Here is a 17,278-nt window from a genome sequence, read left to right on the forward strand (position 1 = left end):
CTGTCCGTGTGACAGCGCAACCACCGAGGTCGGCGCCGGCCCCCTACCGCGCCGGCTACGGTGCGGATGCCGGGCTGGTCAGCGGCGAGGCGGTCGAGTTGGACATCCGGGCCGCCCGGCTCGGCTCCCGGGCGCTGGCGCTGCTGGTCGACATCCTGGTGCAGCTCACCCTCGCGGTGATCCTGGTGAGCGGCGCGAGCATCCTGCTGACCTCGACCGTCGGCCCGGGCAGCCTGGACAGGGCGTTACTGACCGGGTTGCAGACCGTCGGCGTGGTGCTGGTGCTGGTCGGCTATCCGGTGCTCTGCGAGACGTTCAACTCCGGGCGTACGGTCGGCAAGCTCGCCGTCGGGCTGCGGGTGATCCGGGCCGACGGCGGCCGGGTGGGTTTCCGGCAGGCGCTGACCCGAAGCCTGGTCGGCGTCGCGGTGGAGTGGCCCGGTCTGGTGCTGCCCCTGCTCACCTGGGCGGCGGGGGTGACGGTGATGCTCAGCGATCCCCGGGGTCGCCGCCTCGGTGACCTGGCCGCCGGCACGCTGGTCATCCACGAGCGGAGCCCGGCCGGCACGGGCTACGTCCCGATGATGGTTCCGCCGCTCGCGGGCTGGGCTGCCTCCCTGGACCTGACCCGGTTGGACGACGGCCTGGCGCTGGCCGTACGCCAGCTGCTGAGCCGGACCTCGACGCTGACCCGGGACGCCCGGCACCGGCTCACCCGGTCACTCTGGGCGGAGGTCGCGGCGGTGGTCGCCCCACCACCACCCCCGGGCCTGCCGGAGTGGGCCTACCTGGCCGCCGTACTGGCCGAGCGGCACGCGCGGGCGCGGCGGCGGCTGGCCCGGAACCGGTCGGTGACCTCGGCGCTCTGGCCGGAGCTCGGCACGCGGGGTGCGGAGGCTCCGGCGGTGGCGCCGGTGCGGCCGGCGGCACCGGTGCCGACGACGCCACAGCCCGTGGTGGCGGTGCCCGCGGCGCGGAGCGGATCGACCGGTTAGGCGGACATGGCGGCACCGGTGTGCGGTCGCTGGAGCGCGGCGAGCCCCGGGCCGGATGGCACCGGCCCGGGGCTGCTCGTCAGGCCGCGGTCCGGGGATCAGTAGCGGTAGTGCTCCGACTTGTACGGCCCCTCGACCGGCACGCCGAGGTACGCGGCCTGCTCCTTGGTCAGCTCGGTCAGCCTGGCGCCCAGGGCGTCCAGGTGCAGCCGGGCCACCTTCTCGTCCAGGTGCTTCGGCAGCGTGTAGACGCCGACCGGGTACTGGTCGGTCTTGGTGAAGAGCTCGATCTGCGCAATCGTCTGGTTGGCGAACGAGTTCGACATCACGAAGCTCGGGTGCCCGGTGGCGTTGCCGAGGTTCAGCAGACGGCCCTCGGAGAGCACGATGATCGAGTGGCCGTCGTCGAACTGCCAGACGTCGACCTGCGGCTTGATGTTGATCCGCTGCACGTCGGAGCGCTTGGCGAGGCCGGCCATGTCGATCTCGTTGTCGAAGTGGCCGATGTTGCCGACGATCGCCTGGTGCTTCATCCGCGCCATGTGGTCGTTGCGGATCACGTCGAAGCAGCCGGTGGCGGTGATGAAGATGTCGGCGGTCTCGACCACGTCCTCCAGGGTGGCGACCTGGTAGCCGTCCATCGCGGCCTGCAGCGCGCAGATCGGGTCCACCTCGGTCACGATCACCCGGGCGCCCTGGCCGCGCAGCGACTCCGCGCAGCCCTTGCCGACGTCGCCGTAGCCGAGCACGACGGCGGTCTTGCCACCGATCAGCACGTCGGTGGCCCGGTTGATGCCGTCGATCAGCGAGTGGCGGCAGCCGTACTTGTTGTCGAACTTGCTCTTGGTCACCGAGTCGTTGACGTTGATGGCCGGGAAGAGCAGCGTGCCGTTCTGCTGCATCTCGTAGAGCCGGTGCACGCCGGTGGTGGTCTCCTCGGTCACACCCTTGATGGCGGCGGCGACCCGGGTCCAGCGCCGGTCGTCCTCCGCGAGCGAGCGGTGCAGCAGGTTGAGGACGACCGCGTACTCCTCGGAGTCGGCGCTCTCCACCGGGGGCACCGCACCGGCGCCCTCGAACTGGGCGCCCCGGTGCACCAGCAGGGTGGCGTCACCGCCGTCGTCGAGGATCATGTTCGGCCCCTGGCCGTCCGGCCAGAGCAGCACCTGCTCGGTGCACCACCAGTACTCCTCGAGCGTCTCGCCCTTCCAGGCGTAGACGGGTACGCCCGACGGGGCGTCGACGGTGCCGTCCGGGCCGACCACGATGGCGGCGGCGGCGTGGTCCTGGGTGGAGAAGATGTTGCAGGAGGCCCAGCGGACCTGCGCGCCGAGCGCCACCAGCGTCTCGATGAGCACCGCGGTCTGGATCGTCATGTGCAGCGAGCCGGTGATCCGGGCGCCGCGGAGCGGCTGCTCCGCCGCGTACTCCCGGCGGATCGACATCAGGCCGGGCATCTCGTGTTCGGCGAGTCGGATCTCCTTGCGCCCGAACTCGGCAAGGGAGAGGTCCGCCACCTTGTAGTCGCCCTCGGCGACGGTGCCGGGGCGGGGCGCGGCGGCCGGCCCACCTGCCGGTGCCGGGAGAGTGCTGGTCATGAACGCTCCTGTCGTATGGTCTGCGACGCGACCCTCCACGTTACGCCGTGGGTGTCACCCGAGGGACCGGGGATGGGTCGCAATCCGGACAGTACGGACCTCCGGCCGGGCCGCCCGCACCGGGTCGCCGGTCGTACGGAGAGGTCACGGGGCCCTGCGGCGGCGGGGCGGGAACAACTCGTCGACATCCCGGACAGCGCGCGGGGCGGCCGGTCCCGAGCGTTTCCGCCCAGCCTCCGGCCGCCCCGCGCATCCCCCCGGTTTGGTTCCCCCGCGCGTGTCTTCGGACCTGCTTTCTCTTCCGCGATAACACGGCGTGCTCATAGCGTCACACTGAGCAAGATAACTGTCAAGCTGATCCGCAAATTTCCCTTTTGGGAGCACTCATCTCCCGGGCGGAAAGAGCGGGGCCTGGATGGAGGCTGCAGCAGGGCTCAGGCCGGGCCGACCGAGGCGACGTAGAGCTCGCCGTCGCCGCTGACCGTGAGCTGCCCGCCGTCCGCCCGGCCGATCGCCGCCTCGCCGGGCCCGAGCAGCGTCGATCCGGCGCCGTCCGCCACGCTGACCTCACCGGCCAGGCAGAGCGCGATCCGGGGACCGCGCGGCGCGAGCCGGGCCGACCCCACCCGGCGGTCCAGGCGTACGCCGTGCAGCGCGAAGTCGTCCACCGGCACCGGCCAGGTGACCACCCCGGGGGCCACCGGCACCGGGCTGACCACCGGGTCGGCGAGCACCTCGAAGCGGAGCACCCGGAGCAGTTCCCGGACGTCCACGTGTTTCGGGGTCAGCCCGCCGCGCAGCACGTTGTCGCTGGCCGCCAGGATCTCCACCCCGGCGCCGTGGAGGTAGGCGTGCAGGTTGCCGGCCGGCATCCAGATCGCCTCCCCCGGCGCCAGGCTGACGTGGTTGAGCAGCAGCGCGACCAGCACACCCGGATCCCCCGGGTAGCGCCGGGCCAGGTCGCGGGCGAGCTCGGCGGCGGGGGCGAACCGCTCGCCGACCTGCGCCGCCGCCACCGCCGCGACCAGTCCGGCGCGCTCCGGCTCCGGCCAGCTGAGCAGCGTACGCACCGCCTCCGGCAGCCCGCCGGAGGCGGCCCGCAGCGCACCGACCACCGGAGCCAGCGCCGGTACGCCGAACGCCTCCAGCAGCTCCGCCGACTCCACCGGATCACGGAACCCGCAGAGCGCCCGGAACGGCGAGACCGCGACCAGCATCTCCGGCTTGTGATAGGGATCGACGTAGTTGCGGTGCGTCAACTCCGGGTCGGTCGTCTCGGCCGCGTACCCGGCGCGGGCCTGCTCGGCGTCCGGGTGCGCCTGTAACGACAGCGGCGCCTCCGGGGCCAGCACCTTGAGCAGGAAGGGGAGCCGCTGCCCGAACCGGTCGACAACGTCCGCCCCGAGCCAGCGCCCCGGATCCTCGGCCAGCGCGTCGAGCAGGCTCAGCGGCGCCCCGCCCCGGTGCAGCGTGCTCGGGTCGCCGGGGTGGGCGCCGAGCCACAGCTCCGCCTCCGGGCCCTCACTCGGCACCGGGCGCCCCTGCAGCTGGGCGAGAACAGTCCGCGACCCCCACGCGTAGTCCCGGATCCGGCCGTACAGCGGCTCCACCCGTCAGGCCTCCTTGAGCTCCGGTACGCCGTCCGCGGGCTGCTCGGCGTTCCGGTAGATGTCCGGCTCCAGATAGATCACCCGGGCGATCGGCACGGAGTTGCGGATCCGCGCCTCGACCGTGTTGATCCCCTCGGCCAACTCGGCCGCGGAGGCGTACGGCCGCACCGCGACCTTCGCCGCCACCAGCAGCTCCTCCGGCCCGAGGTGCAGGGTCTTCATGTGGATGATCCGCTCGACCTCGGCGCCGCCGGTGATCGCCTGCTCGATCCGGCGGACGTCCTCGGCGGAGGCTCCCTCGCCGACCAGCAGGCTCTTGGTCTCGAACGCCAGCACGACCGCGATCGCGACCAGCAGGATGCCGATCGCCGCGGTGCCGGCGGCGTCCCAGTAGCCGTTGTCGGTCGCCAGGGTCATGGAGACGCCGACCAGGGCGAAGACCAGACCGAGCAGCGCACCGAGGTCCTCCAGCAGCACCACCGGCAGCTCCGGCGCCTTCGCCCGGCGGATGAACTCCCACCAGCTCGCCTTGCCGCGTACCGCGTTGGACTCGACGATCGCGGTCCGGAACGAGAAGGACTCCAGGATGATCGCGACCACCAGCACGACCACCGGCAGCCACTGCCAGGACTCGATGCCGCCCGGATGCTCCATCTGCTCGTGCCACTTGTGGTAGGCCTCGTACAGCGCGAAGAGGCCACCGAGGCTGAAGAGCACGATGGAGACGATGAAGGCGTAGATGTAGCGCTCCCGGCCGTACCCGAAGGGGTGTTCCGGGGTGGCCTTGCGCTTCGCCCGGCGCCCGCCGAGCAGCAGCAGCGCCTGGTTGCCGGAGTCGGCCACCGAGTGGATCGACTCGGCGAGCATCGACGACGAGCCGCTCAGCCCGAACGCGACGAACTTGGTGACCGCGATCCCCAGGTTGGCCAGCAGGGCCGCGACGATCGCCCTGGTGCCGCCGCCCGCGCTCACGAGCGGGCCCCGGCCGGCTCGGCGCGGGCGTGAGCCACGGCGATGCCGGGCCCGGTGGTCTGCTCGTTCACGGGTTGGACAGCTCCTTCATCTCGGTGATCGCCGGTACGGCCATCGGGTCGAGGCCGTGCGCCAGAGCCAGGTAGATGGAGGCGAAGTCCGGGACGGCGGTCAGCGAGGCGAGCCGCTCGAGCGCCGAGCCGCCCTCGGCGGTCACCACGTCGCAGCGCACCCCGCGCCGCTCGGCGAGGGTCTGCACCGCGTCGGCCCGGCGCTCCTCCACCACCAGCGGCTCGTCGGTGTCGTCGTCGGCGTTCAGGCCACCGTCGCGGAGCAGCACCAGCCGCAGTCGGGTGCCGGGCATCTCGTCGTCCGGGTCGGCGAAGATGTCCCGGCTGGACTCGACGAGTCCGCCGAAGACGCCGTCGAGCAGCCCGACCCGGCCCCGGCCCGCCTCGCCGAGGGCGCCGGCCACCACCGGGTACCGGGCGTTCGCCGAGAGGGTGTCGCCGAAGCGCCGGGCCGCGGCGGTCGCCAACGGCGACGACCCCCAGACGATCGGCACCGAGCCGGCCAGGCCGAGCGCCAGCGACTTGGCCGGGTTGACGAAGGACTCGGCGGACGGGCGGCACCGGTCGGCGTCGGTGTCCAGCCGGGCCGCCGTCTCGGCCAGATCGGCCTCGTTCACCTTGACCAGGCCGAGCGCGCGGCCGGCGAGCAGCACCGGCACGGTGAGCGCCCAGAGGCTGGCCCTGGCCGGTGCCCGGCGCGGGACCGGCACGAACGGTGCCCGTACGCCCTCGGCCACCGACTGGAGCTGCGAGTCCGGTGCGCCGACCGCGACCAGCCGGGCGCCGCGGCGGGCGGCGGCCTCGGCCGCGCCGAGCGCCTCCGGGCCGCGCCCGGACGCGCTGACCGCGATGACCACGTCCGCCGCGCCGACCCAGCCGGGCACCCCGGCGCTGCGATGCTGGATCACGGGTACGGGGCAGCGCGGGCCGGCCACGGTGGTCAGCACCTCACCGGTCCGGGCGGCGGTGCCGATGCCGGCGATGACGACCGCCCGGGGCCGACCCTCGTCGGCCAGCATCCCGAGATTGGCCTCGGCGGCCAGCGCGGCGGACTCCCGCACCTGCGCGCCGGCTGCGGCGGTGTGCCGGAGCATGCCGCCGGGATCGTTCTCCGACATCGCCGCCACGTCGTCGAGCAGCGCCTCGTCGGCGACCGGGCGACCGCGCAGACCGGCCGTGCCGTCCATCATCGCGGGTCCGTGCTCTCGCCGGAGACGTCTCCCCCGCCGGAGGTGGCACCGTCCCCGGAGGGGGCGCCATCGCCGGAGATCGCGCCAGCACCGGTCGCCGGGCCGCCGCGCGCCTCGTCCAGCAGCAACACCGGCACGTCGTCGCGTACGTCGAAGATCCGCGCGCACTCGGTGCAGGTCAGGGTCTGCGCCGCCGGATCGTAGTCCAGCGGTGCGTGGTGGGTGTCCGGACAGGCCAGGATCTCCAGCAACTGCGGGTCGAGGGCCACGGTGCGGCTCCTTCCACTCCTCGTGCGGTAGGTCGGCTGACGGCGGGTCGCCGACCGGCGCGATGGATCTTAACGGCGAACGACTCCGAGCACCTCGTCGCGGAGTGCCACCATCCGGTCCGGGGTGGGGGCCTCGACGTTGAGCCGGAGCAGCGGCTCGGTGTTGGAGGGACGCAGGTTGAGCCAGGCGCCGTCGGCGAACCGCAGGGTCAGCCCGTCCATCTCGTCGGCCTCCGCCTCCGGGTACGCCGCCCTGACCTCCGCCACCTTCGCCCGCTGGTCCGGCACCGTCGAGTTGATCTCACCGGAGGCGGTGTACCGCTCGTAGGCCCGGGCCAGCTCGGAGAGGGGTGCGGACTGCTCGCCGAGCGCCGCCAGCAGGTGCATCGCGGCGAGCATGCCGGTGTCGGCGAACCAGAACTCCCGGAAGTAGTAGTGCGCCGAGTGCTCACCGCCGAAGACCGCGTTGGTCCGGGCCATGTCGGCCTTGATGAACGAGTGCCCGACCCGGCTGCAGACCGGCACGCCGCCGTGCTCCCGGACGATCTCCGGCACCGCGCTCGACGTGATCAGGTTGTGGATGATCGTGGCACCCGGGTGCTTGGCCAGCTCGCGGACGGCGACCAGGGCGGTGATCGCCGACGGCGAGACGGGCTCGCCCCGCTCGTCGACCACGAAGCACCGGTCGGCGTCGCCGTCGAACGCGAGCCCGACATCGGCGCCGTGCCGGCGTACCGCCGCCTGGAGGTCGACCAGGTTCGCCGGGTCGAGGGGGTTGGCCTCGTGGTTCGGGAACGAGCCGTCGAGGTCGAAGTAGAGCGGCACGATCTCCAGCGGCAGGGCCGGCAGGACGGTATCGCCGAGCACCGCCGGCACGGTGTGCCCGCCCATGCCGTTGCCCGCGTCGATCACCACCTTGAGCGGACGGATCCCGGAGAGGTCGACAAGGGTGCGCAGGTGGGCGGCGTACCCGGAAAGCATGTCCCGGTGCTCCAGCGGCGGCAGCGGGCCCTCCACCAGGCGCGCCTCACCCTTGTCCAGCAGTGCCTGGGCGCGGTCCCGCAGCTCGGCGAGCCCGGTGTCCTGGCCGAGCGGCCGCGCGCCGGCCCGGCACATCTTGATGCCGTTGTAGGCCGCCGGGTTGTGGCTGGCGGTGAACATCGCGCCGGGTAACCCGAGGCTGCCGGAGGCGTAGTAGAGCAGGTCCGTGCTGCCCAGGCCGAGGTGGAGCACGGCGAGGCCCTCGGAGCGGACGCCGTCGGTGAACGCGGCGGCGAGCCCGGGCGACGACTCCCGCATGTCGTGCGCGACGGTGACGGTCTCCACGGACTCCCCGGAGGTACGGAGAAGCTGCGCGAAGGCTGCACCCAACGCCTCGGCGACCCGCTCGTCCCACTGTTCGGGAACGGTGCCCCGGACGTCGTACGCCTTGACGATAGCGGACAAATCAGACAAGATCTCGCCCCTCAGCCGGACACTCGGTCAACGGCCTGAGCGTATCGGAGCCGAACGGCGCACCCCGCCCCAAGGCGAGCCACCGGCGGCGAAGAGCACCGATCGCAGCCTGCTCCCACCGGCCCGCTACCGCGGAGGGCGGCGACGGGCGGGCGGCAGGATCAACGTGGCGTCCGGTCCGCCGGCAGACGGCTGTTCCGGCGGCACCGGCCCGTCCTCGCCCGGCGGCCGACCGTCGAGCCGCGCCGGCCCGTTCGACGGGCGGGACGCCGCGCCGTCGGCACGGGCAGGCACCTCGCCGGGCGCTCCGCCACCGGCCCCTACCGGCGGACCGGGGTGGGGTGGCACCGGCCCCGCCTGGCGCGGCGGTGTCGCGCCGGCCGGACGCGGCGGGATGCCTCCGGCGGTGGGCAGGATCAGCGTCTGTTCCCCGAAGCCCGGCACGGCGGCGCCTGCCGGTGGTCGAACGCCACCTGCCGACCCCGGCCCTCCGCCCGCCGCCGGCCCGGCGGCACCGACCGGCGGAATCCGGGTCGTCGGAGACGCACCGACCGGCGGAATCCGGGTCGTCGGGGAGGCGTCGGCCGGCGGAACGCGGGGCGCCGGCTCCGCGCCGAGCACGACGATCCGGGCGGTCCGGTCGGCATCCGCCGACGCCTGGGCCGCCGCCCGACGAGCCCGGTCCGCCCGGCCACGCCGGATCAGGAGCACCAGCAGGGCGACACCGATTCCGACCATCACCAGACCGACAAGCATCACCAGCCCACCGAGCCCGAGCGACCCGCCGGACTCGACGCCGGCCGGCGTACTCCCCGGCAGCGCGGCCGCGGCGGCCACCTCCTGGGTGGGCTCCGCCACCGCCTCCTCGGTCTGCTCCACGGTCGGGGACGGCGTCAGCGCCTCCGCCGTACTCGGCGTCGGTGCCGGGGTGACGCCGGTCCGGCCGCTCACCCGGGCCGTGTCGGTGCCCCGACCGAGCAGCCGACCGTTTGCCGTGTGCGCCTCGGCCAGCAGGCCCACCCGGCCAGCCGGCGCACCGGCCAGCAGGGTCACCCGGTAACGGCTGGAGACGTTCTTCCGGGCGCAGAGCTCGGGCCGGTTCGGCGCGGTGCGCTCCGTGACGACCAACCCGCCGGCCGCCGAGACCGGCACGCGACGCCAGCCACCGTCGGCCGCGACCCGCACCTCGACCCGATCGGCGGTCAGCCCGGGCAGGTGTATGCCGAGCGAGGTCCGGACGCTGACACAGTCACCGCTGCGCATCGAGACGTTCACCGTCACCGAGCCCGGCGAACCGCCCGCGCTTATCGAGTTGGGCGCCCGGACCCGGACGGCCTCACCCGCGGCTCCGACCGGGACGGCGGTCAGGAACACCGTCGTTGCGACCAGCAGGCAGACAGCTCCGAGCCGGCTCGCGGCATGCCGTACCGACATGATCACCTCGCTTGTCGCAGTGCGGATCCGGGCACAGGCTACCGGTGGGCCGAAGCCCGCACCCTCTCGTGCCCGCCCAGCCTCTCTCATGCCCGCCCGGCGCTACGCCGAATCCTGCCCCGAGGGGTTAGGCGGGGGCCCTTCTTCTACAGAAAGCGATAAGAAGGGGCCCTTCCTTACAGTTCGGCGCGGCAGAGGCGGTCGGCCTGGCGGGTCGTCTCCGGCAGGCGGTAGCGCGGAGCCAGCCGGAGCACCTGGGCGCAGGCGTTCTCCAGGTCCATCCGGTGCCCCACGGAGACGAAGACCGGCTTGACGCCGTCCTGGGTACGCAGCACCCGGCCGACCTGTTCCGTGCCGTCGAGCAGCGGTGTCCAGGAGCCGCGCCGATGCTCCGGCTCGGTCCACCGGCCCACCAGCGGGGTCTTGCCGACGCCGATCGCCGGGCGGCCGGTGAGCACCCCGAGGTGGCAGGCGAGTCCGAACCGGCGCGGGTGGGCGAGGCCGTGCCCGTCGCAGACCAGCAGCTCCGGTTCGACGGTCAGCCGGGCGAGCGCGGCCAGCAGGGCGGGCAGCTCGCGGAAGGCGAAGAGTCCCGGTACGTAGTCGAAGGCGGCCCTGCCGGTGGCGACCGCCGTGTCCAGCACAGTCAGGGTGCCGGGGTCCAGCACGGTGACGGCGGCGGCGAGCCGGTCGCCGTCCTCGGCGTACGCCACGTCGAGGCCGGCCACGGTGCGGGGCTCGGCTGGCCCCGGCCCGACCAGGTCGACGAGCGGGCGGAGTTCGTCCTGCACCGCCTCGGCCTCGGCGATCGTGGCCGGGATCGGCACGGTCGCCGCGACTGTGGAGAGTTCCGGCGGGCGGCCTACCACTCGATGCCGCTCAGCACCATGACCCGGGGTTCGGTGTAGTCCTCCATCGCGCTGCGCACCCCCTCCCGGCCGACGCCGCTGCCCTTCACCCCGCCGTACGGCATCTGGTCGGCCCGGTACGACGGCACGTCCCCGACGATCACCCCGCCCACCCGGAGCGTCCGGTACGCGGCGAAGGCGGTCTGCACACTGTGCGTGAAGACCCCGGCCTGCAACCCGTACGCCGAGTCGTTGACGGCGGCGAACGCGGCCGCGTCGTCCGGCACCGGCGCCACCACCAGGACGGGTCCGAAGACCTCCTCGGTGTCGACCCGGCAGCCCGGCGGCACCCCGGTCAGCACCGTCGGGGCGTAGCAGGCGCCCTCGCGGCGACCGCCCAGCTCGACGGTTGCCCCGGCCGCCACCGCCTCGTCGACCCAGCTCTCGACGCGCCGGGCGGCGGCCCCGTCGATCAGCGGCCCGACGTCCGTGGCCTCCTCGGCCGGATTCCCGGTACGCAGCGCCGCGACCGCCGCCACCAGCCGGGGCAGGAATCCGTCGAGCAGCCACTCGTGCACGAAGACCCGCTGCACCGCGATGCAGCTCTGCCCGGCCTGGTAGTTGCCGAAGGTGGCTATCCGCTGCGCCGCGTACCCGAAGTCGTCGGTGCTGGCCCAGTCCGCGCAGATCACGGCGGCAGCGTTGCCGCCGAGTTCCAGCGTGACGTGCTTCTCCGGCACCGACCGCCGGATCGCCGCGCCGACCGGCCCGGAGCCGGTGAAGGAGACCACCGGCAGCCGGGGGTCGCGGACCAGGTCACCGGCCCGCTCGTTCGGCAGCGGCAGCACCGAGACCATCCCGGCCGGCAGGCCGCTGCCCGGCCCGTCCGGGCCGTCCGGCTCGGTCACCTCGGCCAGCAGCTCGCCGAGGAGCAGCGCGGTCAGCGGGGTCGCCGGGGCCGGCTTGACCACGATCGGCGCCCCGACCGCGAGCGCGGGGGCGACCTTGTGCGCCACCAGGTTCAGCGGGAAATTGAAGGGGGTGATGCCGAGCACCGGGCCCCGGGGCACCCGGCGGACCAGGGCGATCCGTCCCTCACCGGCCGGGTCGGTGTCGAGCCGCTGCAGCTCGCCGGACCAGCGCCGGGCCTCCTCGGCCGCCCACCGGAAGGTCGAGACCGCGCGGGCCACCTCGACCCGGGCCCACTTCACCGGCTTGCCGCTCTCGGCGGTGATGCCCTGGGCGACCTCCTCGGCCCGTTCGGCGAGCCGGCGCGACACGTGCTCCAGGGCACCGGCCCGGACGTGCGCCGGCAGTGCGGCGGCCCGCTCCGCTACCGACTCGGCGGCGGCGACCGCCGCCTCGACCTGCTCCCTATCGGCGTGGCTGGTGCGGCCGACGTCGCGCCCGTCGTAGGGACGCCGGACCACGAGGGCCTCGGCGCCCTGGGCCGGCCGGCCGGCGAGGAGGAACGGCACGGACTCCACGTCGGCAGCCTAACGCTCCGCCCCGGTCCCGCGCCCCGGTCCCGCGCCCCGGTCAGGCATCCCGGTCAGGCATCCCGGTCCCGCGCCGCCGCGTATCCGGCGCCGCCACTGATCAGCCGGCGGCCTGGAAGGCCCGACCGACCGCCGTCGGCTGGTTGCCCGTACGGAAGAGTCCGGTGCGGTCGCGGTCGGTGGCGGGCAGGCCGAACCAGGCGTACCGGTGCAGGTAGGGGAGGCCGGCCAGCATCTTCGTGGAGGCGGTGACGAAGGCGGCCTGCTGCTGCTCGCTGGGGAACCGGGTACCGCCGTTCGAAAAGTCGATCAGCGCGTACTCGGTGAGCCAGATCGGCATCCGGTAACGCTGGTGAACCGCCTGGAGATACTGCCGGAGCTGGTTGACGGCGTTGGCGGTCACGAAGTCCCCGCCGTACCAGTGCAGGGCGATGAAGTCGACCCGGTAACCGCGCGACCTGGCGCCGGAGATGAACCGGTCGAGCCAACCGCCGGGGTCGGCCCCGCCAAAGGCGACCGCGGGGCTACCCAGCGTGGCACCGGTCTCCTGCACCTTCGGCCAGAGCCGCAGCGCCTCCTCCACGCTCATGTTCGCCTGGCCGGCCATGTCCGGCTCGTTGAAGCCCAGCAGGTACGGCCCGGCCGCCTTCGCCTGGGACAGGCTGCCGGGGTCCACATTGTCCCGACCCCAGATCATCGGCACGAAGTCGACGCCCCGGGGCGTGGTGATCCCCTGGTGGTGGGTGGCCCAGGTGTAGTACCAGCTCGCCTTCGAGTTCGCCAGCGCCTGGCCGACGCCGGGAAACGTCCAGACCGCCACCCCCTTTTTGTCGGAGGTGCGGGCCAATCCCGCCGCTGCGGCCGGCCGCGAAGACGTCCGGGCCCGCGGCGTCGGCGTGGCCGGGTGCGGGCTCGGCGAGATGCCGGTGAGCGTCGGCGTCGGTGCGGCAGGCGCGCCGCCAGGCACGGTGGCGGTGGCGGTGGCGCTCGGCGCACCGCCGGCATCGGCCGCCGTGGCGTCCGGAGCGGGCGGCTGGGTCACCTGCACGGCCACCAGGACCGCTGCCACGAGCCCGGCGACCGCCGCACCGATCGAGACCGGCCCGACCAGCCGGCGTACCCCGCCCGGCGCTGACCGCCGCACCTCCGCCGCCGCCTCCCCGACCGGTAGGGAACCTTCCCCCGGCCTCCCCTCGTCGGGGTCCCTCCTACCCGCTCGCATCATGCTCGCCTTCCTCCCCACCGCTCAACCTCCCACGCCGCACCTACAACCCCCACCCCGCACTACGGATCTCCCCCACCCCCGGATCACCGCACCAACCTCCAAAGTCGAAAGAGATCGCAGATCTTGGAATCGCAGGGTCGCTATGGCGACCATCGGGTTCCAAGATCCGAGATCTTGCAGTTTGCGAAGCAGGCGAGCGGGGGCGGGGGGAGGGAGGGCGGGGGCGGGAGGGCAGAGGGCGGGGAGGGCGGGGAGGGAGGGCAGAGGGCGGGGAGGGCGGGGAGGGCGGGGAGGGCGGGAGGGGGTTGTTGTGTGGGCGTAGAGGGCTATCGGGTTTCGGCTCAGGAGAGTGTCAGGAGAGTTCGGCGAGCATTCCCTCGCAGCTGCGTACCACGACCCGGGCCGCCCGGCGCTGGTCGATGCCGCGCAGCGGGTCCTCGGCCAGGTCCTGCCAACGGCGTACCGCCGTCGAGCCACGCGCCCACAGCTCGTCCCCGGTGGCGTCGTGCTCGACGCCGAGCCGGGCCGCCAGGCTGGCACCGTCACCGCCGACCAGCCGGTTGGCCTCGGCCGCCAGCTCCGCGTCGAAGCGGAGTTCGCCGCCGAGCAGCGCCGCCGAGAGCCGCAGCTCGCGAAACTCGTGCGCCCCGGCGAGCACCTGCTCGAGCCGGGCGAGCAGCTCGGTCGCTCCCGGGCGGAGCTCGGCGCGGATCAGGGACTCCAGGGCCATCAGCACCGCCCGCGCCTTCAGCACCGGGGCACGGTCCACGAAGTAGCGGTTCATCGACTCGCGCAGCTCGGTCAGGCCGCTGCGCCGGACCAGCTCGGCGGCGAGCTTGGCGCGGCTGTCGCAGCCCGTCCGGACCAGCGTCGTCGCCAGGCGTACCCCGAAGATGCCGAGCCGGTCGAGCAGCCGCTGCCGGGTTTCGACGTCGACCGCGACCGGGAAGTCGACCGCGGTGAACCGGTCGGTGGAGAGGAGCAGCCGGTCGGTGTCGGGTCGGGGCAGCCGGCCCAGCGCGGCCAGCCCGGCGAAGTCGGGCTCGCTCAGCATCCGGCCGGCGAGCGCGACGAGCCCACCGAGCGCGACCACGCTGAGGCAGCGGGTGTTGATCCGGGGATCGCGACGGTGCCGGCGGGCGAGCTGCCTGGCGGTGAGCAGGGCGTCGACCCGGCCGCCGGCGAGTTCGTCCACCCGGGAGAGCACCAGGAGTACGTTGACCGGCGCGGCTCGGGCCACCATCCCCGACTGCGCCGCGTGCAGCGGCCCAAGCTCGTCACTGCTGCCGTCCCGGCTCAGCCAGAGCACCGCGTCCGTCTCGCGGACGATACGCTCCATCGTGGACGCGCCGCCCGGTCCGGCGACAAGTTCGGCGTCTCCCCCGGCGGCCGGCCCGGCACCGAGCGCCCGCCGCCCTGACGGAGTGTCCTCGCCCGCCGGCCGGGCGCCGGTGACCCCGGTGCTGACCGCCGGGGTGTCGATAAGCACGGCGTGCCGCAGTGCCCGGGTCGGCCACTGCACCACGATGTCGTCGACCTGGTCCCACCGCCCGCCCCCGAGGTCGACCCGCATCCCGCTGGCGGTACGGGTCACCGCGAGGTCCCGGGGCGCACCGCCGGCCGGGTACGCGGTCACCCTCGGCTCGGGCCCGTCCTCGTACCAGGTGAAGACCTGGCGGCCGTCGGCCACCTCGACCGGCGCGACCGCCTCGCCCATAACGGCGTTCACCAGGGTCGACTTGCCGGACCGCCACGGCCCGGCGACCGCGATCCGCAGCGGCTCCTCGAAGCGGGCGAACTGGCGGTGCAACTGCTCCACCGCCCGGGGATCGTTGCCGTAGACCTCCAGCGCCTCGTGCACCAGCCCCCAGGCCGCCTCGTCCAACCGGCCCACCCGATTCACCCGAGACCACCCCGGCCGGACTCCAGGCCGGTGGGTCCGGCACCGAGGGACTCCGTGCCGGTGGGTCCGGCACCGAGGGACTCCGTGCCGACCAGCGCCTGGGCCCGCTCGTAGATGTCCGCCAGCCGCTTCATCTCCAGCGCGATCCGGCGCTGACGCTGGTCGCGTTCTGCCGCCTCCGTCTCGGCCGCCTGCTTGGCGGTCCGGAACGACCGCACGATCCCCTCCTGCAACTCCTCGCTCAGCGCGGTGAAGTGGTCCCGGAGCATCCGCTGCACCTGCCGGGCGGTGTCCTTGCAGTCCTTGCTGAGCCGGAGGAAGAAGTCGTCGACGTGCCGCTGGGTGGCCGTCTTGACCGCCGCCTGCCGCCGTTTGAGCAGCGACTTCCCCTCGTCGCGCACGCTCTTGCCGCCGAAGAGCGCGCCGGCGCCGAGCGAGATCGGGTTGATCAGCGGCATGCCGGCCAGCGTGGTGGCCAGGCCGAACATCAGCACGCCACCGTACGAGCCGCGCAGGCCGGTGACCAGCTTCTGGGTGGGGGTGAACCGTTCCACAGTGGGCTGTTCCATGATCTGGATCCGGTCGCCGAGGTTCTCCGGCACCCGCACCGACCAGCTCGGCAGCGCGTCGAAGCCGTACCGGTCGAACTGGCTGGCGACCCGGTTGGCGATCCAGCCGCAGCGCTCGGCCAGCCAGGCGTAGTTGGCCTCGGCCGCGTCGGTGAGGTTCTCGGTCAGCCACTCCTGGAAGGTGTCCCAGCCGGTCAGCGGATCGGCCTTGTCGAACGCCTCGTCGACCTTGCGCAGGATCTGCCGGGTACGGTCCCGCAGGTCGTACTCGACGTCGGAGATCAGGTCCGCCATCTCGTCGTTGAGGGTGTTCTGCCAGCGCTGTGAGCACCGGCGCAGCTCGTCCACCTCGCGCTGCGCCGCGTGCAGCTTCGCGATCGGGCCGGACTGCTCCGGTGTGACGGCCTTCGAGACGGCGAGTTCGGCACGGAGCGGCGCCGCGAGCTGTTCGAGTGCGGTGCGGGCGCTGTGTGCCACCGCCGCCCGGGCCAGCGCGTCGGTCTTGCCTGCCTGGTCGCGCCTGAGCCGGTTGATCAGCTCCGGGAAGTGCGACTCGGCGTTGAGCTGCTTGTCGTTGCTCCGGGCCGCCTGCAACCGCAGCGTCGCCGAGACCGGGATGAGCGCCGCCGGGACGCCCGCGTCGGCGAGGTGCTGGCGGTTGCGCTCGACCACCGTACGCCAGTGCGGCACCAGATCGATCTTGCTCTGCACCACGGCCAGGTTGGCGTGCGACCGCGCGATGTGCAGCAGGAGGTTCATCTCGGCGACCGAGAGTTCCCGGGTCACGTCGGAGACCAGCAGCACCAGGTCGGCCTGGCTCGGGGTGGCGGCCGGACTGATCGCCCGGCCCGGGTCGGTGCCGCCCGTGCCGGGCGTGTCGACCAGAACCAGCCCCGAGGCGAGCAGCGCCCGGGGAATGCCGATCTCGGCATGCTCCAGGCCACCGGTCGGCCGCCGCCCGCCAGACCCGACCGTACGCCCGGCGCCGGCCGGCCCGCCGGTCGCCGTGGCGGGAACGTCCCCGATCCCGCCGCTGCGGCCGCTGATCCGGGCGGTGATCTGTTCGATCGGGACGGCGATCCGGCGCGCCGGCCCGGACACCGCCGTGCCGGGCCGCGCCCCGACCGGGGACGGGAGATCCTCCGGTGACCCGGACCGCTCCGCAGGTGCCTGCGGGACGGGGCGCCGGCCACCACCCGGTCGTTCCGGACCCCGACCATCCGACGGGCCGCGACCGTCTGCCGGTCGTGGCTGCGCCGGCCGGTCGAGCGGCTGCGGCGGGCTCCAGACGAGGGCGGCGGTCGGCGCCTCGGCGTGCCCGACCACGGTCGGAATGGTGGTGCTGATCCCGTCACCGACCGGACAGACCGAGGCGTTGAGCAGTGCGTTGACGAGCTGGCTCTTGCCCTGTTTGGGCTCGCCGACCACCAGCACCCGCAGTCTCGGATCCAGCAACTGGGTCCGCCGCTGCCGGAGCCAGGCGATCAGGTCACTTCGACCATGCGTACCGGAGACCCGAACGACCTCGTCGAGCACGGCAAGCCAGCTGGGCGGCATCACGCACCAAGTGTGCCGGTTGCGCCGGAATTATCAAGAGGAGCCAAGAGAAGAGGACCGAAGGCCGGACCGTGGGACCACGG

At 73.6% G+C, this 17,278-nt stretch carries 12 protein-coding genes and 1 pseudogene; 1 reads left to right on the top strand and 12 read right to left on the bottom strand.

Features of this window, described 5'->3' with window-relative positions:
• The first annotated feature begins 8 nt into the window (after positions 1–8).
• Positions 9–995, top strand: coding sequence for an RDD family protein (locus ACN28C_RS33770; protein ID WP_422771513.1), 987 nt, complete (start codon positions 9–11; stop codon positions 993–995).
• Between the two features lie 98 nt (positions 996–1,093).
• On the opposite strand, the gene ahcY is transcribed toward ACN28C_RS33770, so the two are convergent.
• From ahcY to ACN28C_RS33830, 12 genes and pseudogenes are all read right to left on the bottom strand, one after another.
• Positions 1,094–2,593: an adenosylhomocysteinase gene (gene ahcY, locus ACN28C_RS33775; protein ID WP_422771514.1), complete on the bottom strand. Its 1,500-nt coding sequence runs from the start codon at positions 2,591–2,593 to the stop codon at positions 1,094–1,096.
• Positions 2,594–3,027: 434 nt separating this feature from the next.
• On the bottom strand, positions 3,028–4,203 hold the full coding sequence (gene manA, locus ACN28C_RS33780) for a mannose-6-phosphate isomerase, class I (RefSeq protein ID WP_422771515.1): 1,176 nt from the start codon (positions 4,201–4,203) through the stop codon (positions 3,028–3,030).
• 3 nt (positions 4,204–4,206) lie between these two features.
• Complete coding sequence (locus ACN28C_RS33785; protein WP_422771516.1) at positions 4,207–5,175, bottom strand: cation diffusion facilitator family transporter; 969 nt, start codon at positions 5,173–5,175, stop codon at positions 4,207–4,209.
• Between the two features lie 67 nt (positions 5,176–5,242).
• Positions 5,243–6,436 (bottom strand): SIS domain-containing protein, encoded by a 1,194-nt coding sequence (locus ACN28C_RS33790; RefSeq protein ID WP_422771517.1) that lies wholly within the window; start codon positions 6,434–6,436, stop codon positions 5,243–5,245.
• 95 nt (positions 6,437–6,531) lie between these two features.
• A pseudogene (locus tag ACN28C_RS33795) lies at positions 6,532–6,705 on the bottom strand (Trm112 family protein); the annotation flags it as partial.
• 69 nt (positions 6,706–6,774) lie between these two features.
• On the bottom strand, positions 6,775–8,160 hold the full coding sequence (locus tag ACN28C_RS33800) for a phosphomannomutase/phosphoglucomutase (protein WP_422771518.1): 1,386 nt from the start codon (positions 8,158–8,160) through the stop codon (positions 6,775–6,777).
• A gap of 126 nt (positions 8,161–8,286) precedes the next feature.
• On the bottom strand, positions 8,287–9,594 hold the full coding sequence (locus ACN28C_RS33805) for a hypothetical protein (RefSeq protein ID WP_422771519.1): 1,308 nt from the start codon (positions 9,592–9,594) through the stop codon (positions 8,287–8,289).
• Positions 9,595–9,770: 176 nt separating this feature from the next.
• Positions 9,771–10,415, bottom strand: a complete 645-nt coding sequence (gene nfi, locus ACN28C_RS33810) for a deoxyribonuclease V (RefSeq protein WP_422774905.1) — start codon at positions 10,413–10,415, stop codon at positions 9,771–9,773.
• Positions 10,416–10,456: 41 nt separating this feature from the next.
• A complete protein-coding gene (locus ACN28C_RS33815; protein WP_422771520.1) occupies positions 10,457–11,929 on the bottom strand; it encodes an aldehyde dehydrogenase family protein in 1,473 nt (490 codons plus the stop codon).
• A 112-nt stretch (positions 11,930–12,041) separates the two neighbouring features.
• Positions 12,042–13,085 carry a glycoside hydrolase family protein gene (locus ACN28C_RS33820; RefSeq protein WP_422771521.1) on the bottom strand — a complete coding sequence of 348 codons (1,044 nt, stop codon included), beginning with the start codon at positions 13,083–13,085 and terminating at the stop codon, positions 12,042–12,044.
• Between the two features lie 433 nt (positions 13,086–13,518).
• Complete coding sequence (locus ACN28C_RS33825) at positions 13,519–15,069, bottom strand: hypothetical protein (RefSeq protein ID WP_422771522.1); 1,551 nt, start codon at positions 15,067–15,069, stop codon at positions 13,519–13,521.
• Positions 15,066–17,195 carry a GTP-binding protein gene (locus ACN28C_RS33830; protein ID WP_422774906.1) on the bottom strand — a complete coding sequence of 710 codons (2,130 nt, stop codon included), beginning with the start codon at positions 17,193–17,195 and terminating at the stop codon, positions 15,066–15,068. Before ACN28C_RS33830 ends, ACN28C_RS33825 begins: the two co-directional genes overlap by 4 nt.
• Positions 17,196–17,278 lie beyond the last annotated feature (83 nt).

This window comes from Plantactinospora sp. WMMC1484 (assembly GCF_049315195.1).
GTDB lineage: Bacteria > Actinomycetota > Actinomycetes > Mycobacteriales > Micromonosporaceae > Plantactinospora.

Excerpts from the sequence above, each read along its gene's own strand:
- ahcY (WP_422771514.1), bottom strand. The coding sequence starts at position 2,593 with ATGACCAGCACTCTCCCGGCACCGGCAGGTGGGCCGGCCGCCGCGCCC.
- ACN28C_RS33790 (WP_422771517.1), bottom strand. The coding sequence starts at position 6,436 with ATGATGGACGGCACGGCCGGTCTGCGCGGTCGCCCGGTCGCCGACGAG.
- ACN28C_RS33805 (WP_422771519.1), bottom strand. The coding sequence starts at position 9,594 with ATGTCGGTACGGCATGCCGCGAGCCGGCTCGGAGCTGTCTGCCTGCTG.
- ACN28C_RS33830 (WP_422774906.1), bottom strand. The coding sequence starts at position 17,195 with ATGCCGCCCAGCTGGCTTGCCGTGCTCGACGAGGTCGTTCGGGTCTCC.